Origin of the sequence: Stenotrophomonas sp. TEPEL (assembly GCF_004348785.1) — a bacterium.
In the GTDB taxonomy this organism is placed as follows: Bacteria; Pseudomonadota; Gammaproteobacteria; order Xanthomonadales; family Xanthomonadaceae; genus Stenotrophomonas; species Stenotrophomonas indicatrix.
In genome coordinates, this window is sequence record NZ_QQXJ01000001.1 from 1,539,831 (window position 1) to 1,555,055 (window position 15,225).

Annotated in this window: 9 protein-coding genes; 4 read left to right on the plus strand and 5 right to left on the minus strand. The window is 65.5% G+C overall.

The genetic code is table 11. The features are described from left to right. Positions 1 to 35 precede the first annotated feature (35 nt). Together TEP_RS06890 and TEP_RS06895 are read right to left on the minus strand one after the other, a co-directional pair. Positions 36 to 1,130: a homocysteine S-methyltransferase family protein gene (locus tag TEP_RS06890; protein WP_132824733.1), complete on the minus strand. Its 1,095-nt coding sequence runs from the start codon at positions 1,128 to 1,130 to the stop codon at positions 36 to 38. Between the two features lie 7 nt (positions 1,131 to 1,137). After that, entirely contained in the window at positions 1,138 to 2,067 is a 930-nt protein-coding gene (locus TEP_RS06895; protein WP_025876836.1) for a metalloregulator ArsR/SmtB family transcription factor, read from the minus strand. 163 nt (positions 2,068 to 2,230) lie between these two features. Between TEP_RS06895 and TEP_RS06900 the strand changes: the two genes are divergently transcribed. Together TEP_RS06900 and TEP_RS06905 are read left to right on the plus strand one after the other, a co-directional pair. Continuing rightward, the gene (locus TEP_RS06900) at positions 2,231 to 3,379 is read left to right on the plus strand and encodes an acyl-CoA dehydrogenase family protein (protein ID WP_132824734.1); all 1,149 of its coding nucleotides are present in this window, start codon (positions 2,231 to 2,233) and stop codon (positions 3,377 to 3,379) included. Positions 3,380 to 3,522: 143 nt separating this feature from the next. Next, a complete protein-coding gene (locus TEP_RS06905) occupies positions 3,523 to 3,810 on the plus strand; it encodes a hypothetical protein (protein ID WP_059064613.1) in 288 nt (95 codons plus the stop codon). Positions 3,811 to 3,965: 155 nt separating this feature from the next. Here the strand turns inward: TEP_RS06905 and TEP_RS06910 are convergent, their stop codons facing one another. Genes TEP_RS06910 through TEP_RS06920 form a run of 3 tightly spaced genes read right to left on the minus strand, consistent with a single transcriptional unit; the run spans position 3,966 to position 9,075 of the window. Beyond that, positions 3,966 to 7,139, minus strand: a complete 3,174-nt coding sequence (locus tag TEP_RS06910) for a multidrug efflux RND transporter permease subunit (protein ID WP_093819057.1) — start codon at positions 7,137 to 7,139, stop codon at positions 3,966 to 3,968. 14 nt (positions 7,140 to 7,153) lie between these two features. Further along, complete coding sequence (locus TEP_RS06915; protein ID WP_117310777.1) at positions 7,154 to 8,419, minus strand: efflux RND transporter periplasmic adaptor subunit; 1,266 nt, start codon at positions 8,417 to 8,419, stop codon at positions 7,154 to 7,156. After that, positions 8,419 to 9,075 (minus strand): TetR/AcrR family transcriptional regulator, encoded by a 657-nt coding sequence (locus tag TEP_RS06920; RefSeq protein WP_025876846.1) that lies wholly within the window; start codon positions 9,073 to 9,075, stop codon positions 8,419 to 8,421. The genes TEP_RS06915 and TEP_RS06920 overlap by 1 nt, the downstream gene beginning before the upstream one ends. Before the next feature lie 250 nt (positions 9,076 to 9,325). Between TEP_RS06920 and TEP_RS06925 the strand changes: the two genes are divergently transcribed. Next, on the plus strand, positions 9,326 to 14,302 hold the full coding sequence (locus TEP_RS06925; RefSeq protein ID WP_132824735.1) for an NAD-glutamate dehydrogenase domain-containing protein: 4,977 nt from the start codon (positions 9,326 to 9,328) through the stop codon (positions 14,300 to 14,302). A 137-nt stretch (positions 14,303 to 14,439) separates the two neighbouring features. Continuing rightward, positions 14,440 to 15,213: an NAD kinase gene (locus TEP_RS06930; protein WP_132824736.1), complete on the plus strand. Its 774-nt coding sequence runs from the start codon at positions 14,440 to 14,442 to the stop codon at positions 15,211 to 15,213. Positions 15,214 to 15,225: the final 12 nt, after the last annotated feature.

The window sequence follows — 15,225 nt, forward strand, 5'->3', positions numbered from 1 at the left end:
GCAACAGGGGGGCGTGCGGGAGGGGGCGGAGGTGTTCATGCCGCCTGCACCTGGGCGGCAGGCAGCACGCGCGGCGGCAGCCCTGCCACTGCCGCGGCGATCGCACGGATGTGGTCGGGGGTGGAGCCGCAACAGCCGCCCACCAGGTTGAGCAGGCCATCTTCGGCAAAGCCGCGCAGGGTGGCGGCCATTTCCTCGGGTGTTTCGTCGTACTCACCGAAGGCATTGGGCAGGCCGGCGTTGGGATGGGCACTGACGTAGCAGTCCGACACGTGTGACAGGGTTTCCACGTGTGGACGCATGGCATCGGCGCCGAGTGCGCAGTTCAGGCCGATCGACAACGGCCGTGCATGCGCGAGTGACGCCTGGAACGCCTCGGCGGTCTGTCCGGACAGGGTACGCCCGGAGGCATCGGTGATGGTGCCGGAAATCATGATCGGCAACCGCGCGCCACGTGCGTCGAAGGCCTCCTCGATGGCGTACAGCGCAGCCTTGGCGTTGAGCGTATCGAAGATGGTCTCGACCATGATCGTGTCGGCGCCACCATCGATCAGGCCATCGATGGCTTCCCGGTAGGTACCGCGCAGCTCATCGAAACTGGTGTTGCGGAAGCCGGGATCATTGACGTCCGGGCTGATCGAGGCGGTGCGGCTGGTCGGGCCGAGCACGCCGATGACGAAGCGCGGCTTGCCCGGCGTGGTCGCCGCCACCGCATCGCAGCAGGCACGTGCGACGGCCGCACCCGCCTTGTTCAACTCGTACACCAGGTGTTCAAGGTGGTAGTCGGCCTGGCTGACCGAGGTGGCGTTGAAAGTGTTGGTCTCCACCAGGTCCGCGCCCGCTTCCAGGTAGGCGGTATGGATGCCGGCGATGACCTCCGGCCGGGTCAGCAGCAACAGGTCGTTGTTGCCCTTCAGGTCGTGGCCTTCGGGTGTGCCGCCGTGGTCGCAGCCGGGGCCATGGGCGTGGTCGTAACCGCCGGCGAAGCGCTCGCCCCGGTAATCGGCTTCCTGCAGGCCGTGGCGCTGGATCATCGTGCCCATCGCGCCGTCGATGATCAGGATCCGCTCGCGCAGGGCAGCGAGCAGTGATTCCACGCGTTCCGGGTGCAACCAGGGCAGGGCGGGCATGGCGACCTCAGGGCTTGTTGGCGATCAGCGAGATCACTTCGAAATGCGGCGGGCGCTTTTCGCGGGTGACCGTTTCCAGGTTGGAGACCTGCAGGCCGGCCTTGTCGACGAACTTCTTCAGCTCCTTGTCACTGAAGCCCAGATTGACGTGGCCATAGGCATCGACCGCAGCCTTGTGCTCATGGCGGGCCAGGCTGCACAGCAGCAGGCGACCACCCGGGCGCAGCACGCGCGCGGCCTCGGTGACCGCCTGCGCCGGTTTGCTGGCGTAGGTCAGGGCGTGCATCAGCACCACAAGGTCGAAGCTGCGGTCCTTGAAGGGCAGGGCATGCATGTCGCCCTCGCGGACTTCAACGTTCGGCAGGCGGCGCAGGCGTTCGCTGGCGGCGGCCACCACGCGCGCGCTGGTGTCGATGCACACGTAGCGCCGTGCATGCGGTGCGACCAGTTCGGCCAGCACGCCGTCACCGGAGGCAATATCCAGCACGTCGCCGGTTTCCAGCAGCGGTAGCGCGGTGCGCGCCAACGCTTCCCAGGTACGCCCTGGGGAATAGTGGCGCTCCATGTCGCCAGCCACGCTGTCGGCCCAGTTCTGGTCGGCAGCGCGGTGGGCGAGCACCGCAGCGACTCGTTCAGCATCCTGGCGCAGCAACGGGTCGTCGCTTCCGTTGCTCAGGGCATGCCACAATGCACGCTGCGCCGGGTCCAGCTGGGCTTCGTCGAAGCGGTAGTAGGCCGACACGCCCGCACGGCGGTCGCGCACCAGGCCGGCTTCCTTCAGGCGCGCCAGATGCGTCGATACCCGCGGCTGCGCCAGCCGGGTGATGGCCGAAAGCTCGGCCACGGTCAGCTCTTCCTGCTCCAGCAGCGCCAGCAGGCGCACACGGGTAGCATCGGCGAACACCTTCAGCCGGGTCGACCAGTCTTCCAGATCCATAAACATCTACCTATCGCGATATAGAGATATATTCGCCGACGGGGGGTGCCCGGTCAAGCCGCCGCCAGGGCCGGGTCAGCCCTCAATGCCCCGCCCCCGGTACAATCGGGGCACCTGGGCGCGCGTTGCGCGGCCCATAACATGATGTACCCGGGAGGGTGTTGTGGATTTCAGCTTTACCGAAGAGCAGTTGATGCTGCAGGACGTTGCGCGCCGGATCGCGCAGGAAAAGATCGCCCCGAGTGCGGAGCACCATGACCGTACTGGCGAGTTCCCGCTGGACAACATCCGCCTGCTGGGCGAGAACGGCCTGATGGGCATCGAAGTGCCGACCGAATACGGTGGCGCGGGCATGGACCCGATCGCGTACGTGCTGGCGATGGTGGAGGTCGCCGCCGGTGACGCTGCGCATTCGACCATCATGTCGGTCAACAATTCGCTGTTCTGCAATGGCATCCTGAACCATGGCAGCGAGGCGCAGAAGCAGAAATACGTGCGCGCCATTGCCGAAGGCGAGGCCATCGGTGCATTCGCGCTGACCGAGCCGCAGTCGGGTTCGGACGCCACTGCGATGCGTTGCCGCGCGGTCAAGCAGGCCGACGGCAGCTATGTCATCAATGGCAAGAAGAGCTGGATCACTTCCGGCCCGGTGGCCAAGTACATCGTGCTGTTCGCGATGAGCGAGCCGGACAAGGGCGCGCGTGGCATCACCGCGTTCATGATCGACACCGACAAGGCCGGTTTCGGCCGTGGCAAGACCGAACCGAAGCTGGGCATCCGTGCCTCGGCCACCTGCGAGATCGAGTTCAACGATTACGTGGCGCAGCCCGAAGACGTGCTGGGGCAGGAGGGCGAGGGCTTCAAGATCGCCATGGGCGTGCTTGACGCCGGTCGTATCGGCATCGCCTCGCAGGCGATCGGTATTGCCCGTGCCGCCTATGAAGCGACCCTGGAGTATGTGAAGGACCGCAAGGCCTTCGGTGCGGCCATCGGCACCTTCCAGATGACACAGGCGAAGATCGCCGACATGAAGTGCAAGCTGGATGCGGCGCTGCTGCTGACCCTGCGCGCGGCATGGGTGAAGGGCGAGGGCAAGCGCTTCAGCAACGAGGCGGCCATCGCCAAGCTGACTGCTTCTGAAGCGGCAATGTGGATCACCCACCAGGCCGTACAGATCCATGGCGGCATGGGCTACTCCAAGGAAATGCCGCTGGAGCGCTACTTCCGTGATGCCAAGATCACCGAGATCTACGAAGGCACCTCGGAGATCCAGCGCTTGGTGATTGCCCGCAACGAAACCGGGCTGCGTTGATTTTCCCGTGCCGCGCCGCTGCAATGGCGGCGCGGCAGTAGATCCACGCCATGCGTGGATGGCGTTGTGCCCAGATGGCATGCCCCTCTGGCTTTCCAGGATGCATGCTGCTCCAATGCGGTTCGTTTTTCTGGAGATACCGCATGATCTACCGCGGCTGGGGCTTCATGACGCTGGTGACGCCGATCGCAGGCATCCTGTTGCTGGCGTACTTCTTCCCGCACGACGGCGCCAAGGGCAACATCCCGCTGCAGCAGGTACTGCTGGGGGGTGGCATCGGTGCGGCAGTGAACGTGCTGCTGGGCCTGTGGCTCAACCGTGCGCCGCGGCTGAAGGGTGAGGCTGCACCCCATCATTTCTTCTTCGTGCCGATGCAGTGGGTCGCATTGGTGATCGTTGCAGTGTGCGTGATGATCTCGCTGCTGCGCTGACACGTCGCCTTGGAGAGCGCCAACCAAGGTTGGCGGCTACCGGGCATGCCGCTGCTTTGGTAGATGCCAAGCTTGGTTGGCATGGATTCAAAAGCAGCAAAGAAAAAAGCCCCGGATCGCTCCGGGGCTTTTCATTTCAGCAACTCAACGTCGGATCAACGATCCGGGCGGTGGGCGCTTTCCGCATCACGCTGGCGGCCGAGGAACTCCTTCGACGGTTCATCCAGCTTGTCGCCCAGCATGCGGCGAACGACCACGAAGAACACCGGGATCATCAGCAGGCCGAGCAGGGTGGCGAACAGCATGCCGCCGATCACGCCGGTACCGATGGCGTGGCGCGAGTTGGCGCCGGCACCGGTGGAGATCGCCATCGGGATGACGCCCATGATGAACGCGAAGGACGTCATCAGGATCGGGCGGAATCGCAAGCGCGCCGCTTCGATGGTGGCATCGCGCAGGGTCTTGCCCGCCGCACGCTGCTCCACCGCGAATTCCACGATCAGGATCGCGTTCTTCGCGGCCAGGCCGATCACCGTGATCAGGCCGATCTTGAAGAACAGATCGTTCGGCAGGCCGCGCATCATCGACAGGGCGAGTGCGCCCAGAACGCCAAGCGGTACCACCAGCAGCACCGCCACCGGGATCGACCAGCTTTCATACAGCGCGGCCAGGCACAGGAACACCACCACGATGGACAGCACCAGCAGCAGCGTCGCGGCGTTGCCTGCCAGGATTTCCTGGTAGGACAGGCCGGACCAGTCGTAGCCGAAGCCGGCCGGCAGGTCGTCGTTGACGATGCCTTCCATGGTCTGCATCGCTTCACCCGAGCTGGTGCCCGGTGCCTGCGAGCCGACGATGTTGATCGCCGAGTAGCCGTTGTAGCGGCTCAGCGACGGCGGTGCCGAGACCCATTCGGACTTGACCACCGTGCTCAACGGAATCATCGCGTTGGTGCCGTCGGCATTGGTGGTCAGGCTGGACGGGCTGTAGAAGCTCTTCAGCGATTCCTGGCCGGTGCGGTACGGACCATCAGCCTGCATGGTCACGCGCTTGATGCGGCCTTCGTAGAAGAAGTCGTTGACGTACACCGGGGCCAGCATCAGCTGGATGGTGCTGTACACGTCCGACACCGACATGCCCATCGACTGCGCCTGCACGCGGTCCACGTGCAACTGCAGCTGCGGGGCGTTTTCCAGGCCGTTCGGGCGCACGCCCACCAGATGGTCCGGCTTCTGCGCGGCCTGGCCGAGCAGGATGTTGCGGGCCTGGGTCAGCTGCTCGTAACCGGCGCCGCTGCGGTCCTGCAGCCACATGTCGAAGCCGCCGAACTGGCCAAGACCCTGCACGGTCGGCAGGTTGACCACGAAGATCTGCGCTTCCTTGATGCCGTAGAACGCGCCGTTCATGTTCTGGATGAATTCCGGAGCAGTGAACTTGCGCTCTTCCCACGGTTTCAGGCGGATGAAGCCCATGCCCACGTTCTCGCCGGAGCCGACGAAGCTGAAGCCGGCCACCTGCAGCATGCCTTCATAGCCATCCTGCTTTTCCAGGATGCCGCGCATCTGCGCGAACGCTTCGTTGGTCTGGCTCTTGGTCGAGCCCGGCGGCAACTGCACGATCGCCAGTGCGTAACCCTGGTCTTCCTCAGGCAGGAAGCTGCCCGGCATGCGGGTGAACAGGAAACCGCACAGCACGGTCAGCACCACGAACAGGATCATCCAGCGTGGTGCATGGCGCACCGCGGAGGTGATGTGGCCCACATAGGTGTGGCTGATCTTGTCGTAGTACTTGTTGAAGGTGCGGTAGACGATGTTCGGGTTGTCGTTGTGCGTCGGTTTGAGGAACGTCGCGCACAGCGCCGGGGTGAAGCCCAGCGCGAGGAACGCCGAGAACGCCATCGAGATGGCGATGGTCAGGGCGAACTGCTTGTAGATCTCACCGGCGGCACCGCCCTGCAGGGCCGAGGGGATGAACACCGCCGCCAGTACGACGGTGATGGCCACCACCGCACCGGTGATCTGGGTCATCGCCTTCTGCGTGGCCGGCTTCGGCGCCAGGCCTTCCTCGGTCATGATGCGTTCGACGTTCTCGATCACCACGATCGCGTCATCGACCACGATGCCGATCGCCAGCACCATCGCAAACAGGGTCAGCTGGTTGATCGTGAAGCCGATCATCCACATGCCCAGGAACGTACCCAGCAGGGCCACCGGGATGACCAGGGTCGGGATCAGGGTGGCGCGGAAGTTCTGCAGGAAGATCAGCATCACCAGGAACACCAGCAGCACCGCTTCGAACAGGGTCTTGACCACTTCCTGGATCGAGATCTTGACGAAGGTGGTGCTGTCATACGGCGAGAACCAGGTGACGCCGGCCGGGAAGCTGGGCTGCAGCTCGTCCATCTTGCCGCGCACGGCCTCGGCCACGTTCAGGGCGTTGGCGCCCGGCAGCAGCTGGATGGCGAAGGCACCGGTGGGCTTGCCGTTGTACTGGGTATCGAAGCCGTAGTTGTTGGCACCGAAGGCGACGCGGGCGATGTCCTTCAACAGCACGCGCGAGCCATCGGCATTGGCACGCAGGATGATGTTCTCGAACTCCTGCGGCGAGCTGAAGCGGCCTTCGGCCGACACCGTGGCGGTGAAGTGCTGGCCTTCCGGCGACGGGTCGGAGCCCAGTGCACCGGCGGCGAACTGCACGTTCTGCGCGCGTACCGCCGCCAGCACCTGGCTGGCCGACAGGCCATAGCCCTGCATCTTCTCCGGGTTGAGCCAGATGTTCATGGCGTACTCGGAACCGAACTGCTGTGTGCTGCCGACGCCGGGAATGCGCGAGACCTGGTCGAGCACGCGCGAACCGACGATGTCGTTCAGTGCGTCACGGTTGATGGTCGGCGTATCGGACTGCAGCGCCACCACCATCAGGAAGCCGGCGTTGGCCTTGGCCACCACCACGCCCTGCTGGGTGACTTCCGAAGGCAGTCGCGGCGTGGCCAGCGAGACCTTGTTCTGCACCTGCACCTGGGCGATATCCGGATCGGTACCGGTCTCGAAGGTCAGGGTGATCGAGGCGCGGCCGTTGGAGGCCGATGAGGAGCTGAAGTACAGCAGGTGATCGATACCGGTCAGCTGCTGCTCGATCACCTGGGTAACCGATTTCTCGGTGGTATCCGCACTTGCGCCCGGGTAGGTGGCCGAGACGGTCACCTGCGGCGGGGCGATGTTGGGGTAGGACTCCACGCCGAGGTTGAGGATCGCGATCACGCCGCTGAGCGAGATCAGGATCGCCACCACCCAGGCGAAGACTGGATGTTCGATGAAAAATTTAGGCATGACGGAAGGTCCCGTTACTGCTTGTTCGATTCGGTGGCGGCCGGCTCGGCCTTGTCGGCCTGGTCAGCCTTGGCCGGTGCCTTGGCGTCGGCCGGAGCTGCGGCAGGCGCGCCAGGAGCAGCGCCGCCGGCGGCAGGCTTGCCGTTGGCGTCCTGGCCCGGGGTCCACGGCTTGGCCGTGGCCGGCGTGCCTTCCTTGACCTTCTGCACGCCGGCGACGACCACCTTGTCACCCGCGGCCAGGCCCTCGCTGACCAGCCAGTTGCCGTTCTGCGCACCGTCTGTCTTGACGTTCTTGCGGACGACCTTGCCGTCGGCGCCCACCACCATCACATAGCCGCCGTTGGTGTCACGCAGCAGGGCCTGCTGCGGCACCAGGTAGGCGTTGTTGCGCTCGCCCAGGTTGGCCTGGAAGCTGACGAAGGCGCCCGGCAGCAGGATCTTCTGCGGGTTCGGCAGCACCGCGCGCAGCGACACCGCGCCGGTGGCCGGGTCGACCGTGGTCGAGGAGAAGTCCAGCGTGCCCGGCTCGCTGTAGGTGCTGCCGTCGGCCAGCTTGACGTTGACCGTGGCCTTGCCGTCGCCGGACAGGGCCAGGGTGCCCTTGGCCTGCTGCGCACGCAGCTGGGTCAGTTCATCCACGCTCAGCGAGAAGTTCACGTACAGCGGGTCGAGCTGGTCCACGGTGGTCAGCAGGGTCACATCGCCCTGGCCCACCAGTGCGCCTTCGGTGACCTGCTGCTTGTTGGCCACGCCACTGATCGGCGCGGTGACTTCGGTGTAGCCCAGGCTGATGCGCGAGGACGTCACCGCAGCTTCGGCCTGCTTGACCGCGGCCAGCGCGGTGCGCTCGGCCGACTCGGCATTGTCCAGGTCGGCCTTGGACACGAACTTCTGCGGCGCCAGCGAACGGGCGCGGTCAGCGGCGACCTTGGCGTTGGCGTAGGTCGCGCGGGCCGAAGCCAGCTGGGCCTCGGAGGCGTTGAGCGAGGCGCGCAGGGGCGCCGGGTCGATCAGGAACAGGGTCTGGCCCTGCTTGACCTCGCTGCCTTCCTGATAGACGCGCTTGAGCAGCACGCCGGGCACGCGGGCGCGCACATCGGCGCTGCGGAACGGCGACAGGCGACCGACCAGCTCGCGCTGCAGCGGCAGGGTCTGCGGCTTGGCGTCGATCACGCCCACCTCCGGCGGTGGGGGCGTCGGCTGTTCCGGCTTCTTGCAGGCAGCTACGGCGACAGCGACGGCGCACGTCAAGGCAAGGGTGCGGAGTGGGGCGGTCATCAGGAGGAACTCCGGGGTTGGTTTGAAGACGGGGCCGGCGAGGGCTGCGGCGCGAACGCGCGCAGGAAGCCATCGACGGAGAACTCTGCCCAGCGCCGACGCAATGCAGCGTCATCACGATGGGGGGTATGGAAGCGCTGTTTGTCGAAATCCTGACCGGCAATCATGCTCAGCAGCAGTTCGGCCATGAAGTGCGGGTCGTCATGCCGCAGCAGCCCGCGACTGCAAACGGTTTCAATCCATTCAGCAAGATGAAGCGTCAACGCGCCGGCGCCATGCCGGTACAGCGTACGCGCCTCTTCGGGAAACTGTGCTGCATCGGCGGCGATCAGGCGGCAGGCCTGGCCGACGTGGGGCTGGTTGAAGTGCTCCAGGAAGTCGGTGGCGAACTGCAGCAGGCTGCCACGCAGGTCGTCACCGCGGAGTGCACGCAGCATGGCCCCGGTGGCGTGGCCGACGTGGCGCTGCATCACCCGCCGCAGCAAGGCCTGCTTGTTGCCGTAGCGCGAGTACAGGGTCTGCTTCGAGCAGCCAGCATGCTGGGCGACCGCGTCCATGCTCATCTGCATGCCCTGTTGGGCAAGCAGTTCGCGCACGGCGTCGAACACGCGCTCATCACGCGCGTCGAGGGCGACAGGAAGGTAGGCCGGATTCACGGGGTGGACTATACCGTCCAGTTCAGGATTGTGGAATCGCGCCGATGTTGCCGCGTGTGTCTTCCGGTAACACGTTTTGCCGATCCTGTCGGCAACGCTGTGCGACTGCGATGCCCATGCCGGTGCGAACTGAATAGGGCGTCTAAACCGCAGCAAACCCGAATCTGGTTATTCCGTCCTGCAGCAAGGCCTTTTCGTGCGGTAGGGCTACAATTTCATTTTCCCAACTGAGCAAGCGCGCCGCTCTGCCATGAAACCGCAAAAAACCGCAGCCAAGACCGTGAAAAACAAAAGCAAACCAGTCGAGTCGGAGGTCGCAGTGACCGCTGGTTTCTCCCTGGAGCCGGTGTACACGGCCTTGCGCAAGCGTTACCCCGCGGCCGCCCAGGCCGAGGCAGTGGCATTCGCCTCCAGCTTCTACAAGCGCATGGAGGCCGACGAGTTCCCCCATCACAGCGCTGAGGAGTGGGCCACGCTCGCAGCCGAAACGCTGGAATTCGCCCGTGCCCGCAAGGCCGGCAAGGCCAATGTCCGCGTGTTCAATCCGACGGCGAAGGCCAACGGTTGGGAATCGCCGCACACCGTGCTGCAGATCATCAACGACGACATGCCGTTCCTGGTCGACACCGTGACCATGTCGCTGGCCGAGCATGGCATCGGCGTGCATGTGCTGGGCCACCCGGTGCTGCATTTCACCCGTGACAAGGCCGGCAAGCTGACCAAGGTCGGCGAGGGCCAGCTGGAATCGGTGATGCTGCTGGAGATCGACCGCCAGCCGGCCGAAGCCATGGCAGACATCGAGCAGGCCATCAACAAGGCGCTGGATGAAGTGCGCGCCATCGTGCGCGACTGGCAGCCGATGCAGGACAAGGCGCTGGCGCTGGCCGACGACCTTGGCAGCCGCCAGCTGCCGGTCGATGCTGCCTCGCGCAAGGAAGCGCAGGAATTCCTGCGCTGGGCCGCCGACAACCACTTCACCTTCTTCGGCTACCGCGAATACCGCGTCGAGAAGCAGGGCAAGGAAGACGTGCTGGCGCCGCTGAACGACACCGGCCTGGGCCTGATGCGCGGCAAGGACAAGTCCGCTGCACGCCCGGTCAAGACCCTGGCCGCGCAGGGCCTGAACACCACGTCCGGGCTGAAGGACGCGCTGATCCTGACCAAGACCAATGCCCGTTCGCGCGTGCATCGTGCCGGTTACATGGATTACATCGGCGTGCTGGAATTCGACGCCAAGGGCAGGATCATCGGCGAACAGCGCTTCCTCGGCCTGTTCACCTCCAGCGCCTACAACCGCCGCCCGTGGGAAATCCCGCTGGTGCGCCAGCGCTACGAGCACGTGATGAAGCAGTCCGGCCTGGCTGGCTCCAGCCATAGCGGCAAGGCCCTGCGACACATCCTGGAAACCCTGCCGCGCGAAGAACTGTTCCAGTCCAGCGAGGACGAACTGTTCCGCACCGCGATGGGCGTGCTGGGCCTGCAGGAGCGCGTGCGCAGCCGCCTGTTCCTGCGTCGCGACAAGTACAGCCGTTTCATTTCCGCGCTGGTCTACCTGCCGCGCGAGCGTTTCAACACCGACGTGCGCCTGCGCATCGAAGCGATGCTCAAGGAAGCGCTGCACGGCGAGTACGTGGACAGCTCGGTGGTGCTGGGTGAATCGCCGTTGGCCCAGGTGCACCTGATCGTGCGTCCGAAGCCGGGCGAAATGCTCGACGTCGATACCGCCGAACTGGAGCAGAAGCTGGCCCAGGTGCTGCGCAACTGGCAGGACGACCTGCGCGAAGCGCTGGTCGCCCGCCATGGCGAAGCCGAAGGCCTGCGCATCGCTGCGCGTATCGGCAAGGCGCTGCCGGCCGGTTACATCGAAGACAACAGCACCGCCGTTGCCGCCAACGATGTCAGCCAGCTCGATGCGCTGACCGGTCCGGACGACCTGCGCCTGAGCCTGCAGGCCGTGCCGCGCGAATCCGGCGATGGCCTGCGCCTGAAGCTGTATCGCCAGCTGGATGACATCCCGCTGTCGGACGCGCTGCCGATGATGGAAAACATGGGCCTGCGCGTGATCGCCGAGCGTCCGTACCGCCTGTCGGTGGACAACGCGCCGGTGTACGTGCAGGACTTCGAGGTCGAGTCGACTGCCGGTACGATCGATGCGGCCAGCGTCGATGAAGCCTTCGGTGAGACCTTTGCCCGCGTCTGGCACGGCGATGCCGAGAACGATGGCTTCAACCGCCTGGTGCTGGCTGCCGGCCTGCACTGGCGCCAGGTCGCCATGCTGCGTGGCTACTGCAAGTACCTGCTGCAGACCGGCGTGCCGTTCTCGCAGGCTTACGTCGAAGGCACCTTCACCCGCTACCCGTTGCTGGCACGCCTGCTGGTGGAGCTGTTCGAAGCCCGCTTCGATCCGGCCACCGGCCATGAAAGCAAGGAAGACATCGCCGCCGGCCAGGCGCAGCTGAAGGCCCACCTCGAGGTGCTGGCTGCCGGCGACGAGGCCACCCTGAAGGTGCTCAAGACCGTGGTCGACGCCCGCAAGGGTGACCGCGATGCGCAGATGCAGGCCGCGCGCGAAGCGCTGCTGAAGCTGATGGACCGCGTGTCGAGCCTGGACGAGGACCGCATCCTGCGTTCCTTCATGGGCGTGATCGATGCGACCCTGCGCACCAGCTACTACCAGACCGATGCCAACGGCCAGCACGGCCATGTCATCAGCTTCAAGTTCGATTCGGCCCTGGTGCCGGACCTGCCCAAGCCGCGCCCGTACCGCGAAATCTTCGTGTACGGCCCGCGCGTGGAAGGCACCCACCTGCGCTTCGGTGCCGTCGCCCGTGGCGGCCTGCGCTGGTCGGATCGCCGCGAAGACTTCCGTACCGAAGTGCTGGGCCTGGTCAAGGCGCAGATGGTCAAGAACACCGTCATCGTGCCGGTCGGTGCGAAGGGCGGCTTCTTCGCCAAGATGCCGCCGGTGAACGGCGATCGCGATGCGATCTTCGCCAACGGCGTGGCCTGCTACAAACTGTTCATCCAGGGCCTGCTGGACATCACCGACAACATCGTCAACAACAAGATCGTGCCGCCGGTGGATGTCGTGCGCCATGACATGGACGATCCGTACCTGGTGGTGGCCGCCGACAAGGGCACTGCGACCTTCTCCGACATCGCCAACGGCCTGGCCATCGCGCACGGCTTCTGGATGGGCGATGCGTTCGCCTCCGGCGGTTCGGTTGGTTACGACCACAAGGGCATGGGCATCACCGCGCGCGGCGCATGGGAGTCGGTCAAGCGCCACTTCCGTGCACTGGGCCGTGACAGCCAGACCCAGGACTTCACCGCGGTCGGCGTCGGCGACATGTCCGGCGACGTGTTCGGCAACGGCATGCTGCTGTCGCGCCACATCCGCCTGGTTGCTGCGTTCGACCACCGCCACATCTTCCTCGACCCGAACCCGGATGCAGCGACCACGTTCGTCGAACGTGAGCGTCTGTTCACCGTGCCGCGTTCGAGCTGGGCGGACTACGATGCCAAGCTGATAAGCAAGGGCGGCGGCGTGTATCCGCGCAGCCTGAAGTCGATCGAGATCACCCCGCAGGTGCGTGAAGCGCTGGGCCTGGACGAGAACGTCAAGGCGCTGTCGCCGAACGATCTGATGAGCGCGATCCTGAAGGCACCGGTCGACCTGCTGTGGAACGGCGGTATCGGCACGTACGTGAAGGCCGCCAGCGAGCAGCACAGCGATGTCGGCGACCGCGCCAACAATGCCCTGCGCGTGAATGGTGGCGAGCTGCGCTGCAAGGTGGTGGGCGAGGGCGGCAACCTGGGCATGACCCAGCTGGGCCGCATCGAAGCTGCCCAGGCCGGCGTGCTGCTCAACACCGACTTCATCGACAACTCGGCCGGTGTGGATACCTCCGACCACGAAGTCAACATCAAGATCCTGCTCAACGATGTGGTGCGGGCCAAGAAGCTGACCGTCGAGCAGCGCAACAAGCTGCTGGCGTCGATGACCGACGAAGTCGCCGCGCTGGTGCTCAACGACAACTACCGCCAGAACCAGGCCCTGAGCCTGATGGAGCGGATGGCGGTCAAGCGCCTGGGTTCCAAGCAGCACTTCATCCGTACCCTGGAACAGCAGGGCCTGCTGGATCGCCAGATCGAGTTCCTGCCTTCCGATGCCGAGCTGTCCCAGCGCAAGGCACGCGGCCAGGGCCTGACCCGTCCGGAACTGTCGGTGCTGCTGTCCTATTCCAAGCTGGTGGCGTTCGCGCAGCTGCTGGATTCGGACATCCCGGAAGATCCGTACCTGTCCAAGGAGCTGCAGCGCTACTTCCCGACCCCACTGCAGAAGAAGTACGCCGACGCGATGGAGCGTCACCGCCTGAAGCGCGAAATCATCGCCACGGCGGTGACCAACCAGACCATCAACCGCATGGGCGCCACCTTCCTGATGCGCATGCAGGAAGACACCGGCCGTTCCATTGCCGAGGTCGCCAAGGCCTACACCATCAGCCGTGAAACGCTGGATGCACGCGCGCTGTGGGCGCAGATCGATGCCCTCGACGGCACGCTGCCGGAGTCGGTGCAGATCGACGCGCTGGAAGTGATCTGGAAGCTGCAGCGTTCGTTCGTACGCTGGCTGCTGTCGCGCCCGGGCCCGATGCCGGGCATCACCGAGGCGGTCAACCGCTACCAGGGTCCGTTCAACGACATCCGTGTTGCTTCGGGTGTGCTGCCGGATTCGCAGCGTCCGACCTACGAAGCCCTGGTGGCCGAGTGGAAGGAAAAGGGCCTGCCGTCGGCGCTGGCACAGCAGCTGGCCGAACTGCACTTCCTGGAACCGGCGTTCGACATCATCGAACTGGCCCGTACCCGCAAGCTGAAGCCGGTGGACGTGTCCAAGGTCCACTTCCGCCTGGGCGACGCCCTGCAGCTGCCCTGGCTGTTCGAGCAGATCGACGCGCTGGAGGTCAACGGCCGTTGGCACGCGGTGGCACGTGGCGTGCTGCGCGACGAGCTGGCCGCCCACCACCGCAACCTGGCTGGACAGGTGCTGGCCACCAAGGGCAGCACCGCTGAAGCCAAGGTGGCCGCATGGATCGGTCGCGACGACAGCAGCCTGCGCTTCACCCTGGCGATGCTGGCCGAGCTGGCCGAGCAGAAGACCCTGGACTACCCGACCGTTTCGGTCGCGGTGCAGCGCCTGGGTCAGCTCGCGGCCCACGGCGCGTAAGTGATGTAGTGCCAGGCCACGCCTGGCATGCGTGAACCGGAACCGATGTACGGCGGAGCAGGTAGCGCCGGGCCATGCCCGGCGAGCGCAGCGGCGCTCGGTTATGCTCTCCACCGAGCCTTCCCCCGGATCCACCGATGAGCGACACCCCCCGCATCGCTTTCCTGGCCAGTACCACCGAACCTGCACAGATGGCCCGTGCGGCGATGGTCTCGCGCTATGGCGACCACGCCCCGGACCAGGCCGACGTGCTGTGCCCGCTGGGCGGCGATGGCTTCATGCTGCAGACCCTGCATCGTCACGGACACCTGGGCAGACCGGTATTCGGGATGAAGCTGGGCACGGTGGGCTTCCTGATGAACCAGTACCGCGGCGACGACGACGTGCATGCGCGTATCGCCCGTGCCGAGCCCGCCCACCTGCGCCCGCTGGAAATGGTGGCGCTGACCGAATCGGGTACCACCACCGGGTCGCTGGCCTACAACGACGTCTCGCTGCTGCGCCAGACCCGGCAGGCGGCGCATATCGGCATCGACCTCAATGGCCAGGAGCGGGTGGGCGAACTGATCGGCGATGGCGTGCTGGTGGCCACCCCGGCCGGAAGCACCGCCTACAACTACTCCGCACATGGGCCGGTACTCCCACTGGGCTCGCACACCATCGCCCTGACGCCGCTGGCCCCGTATCGCCCGCGGCGCTGGCGCGGTGCCATCCTCAAGGCCGACACCGAAGTGCGCTTCCGCGTGCTCGATCCCTACAAGCGTCCGGTCAGCGTCACTGCCGATTCGCACGAGACCCGCGATGTGGTCGAAGTGACGATCCGTGAGTCGCGCGAGCACCGGGTGACCCTGCTGTTCGACCCGGAGCACAACCTTGAAGACCGGATCCTGAGCGAACAGTTCGTTTTTTGACGACAATAGACG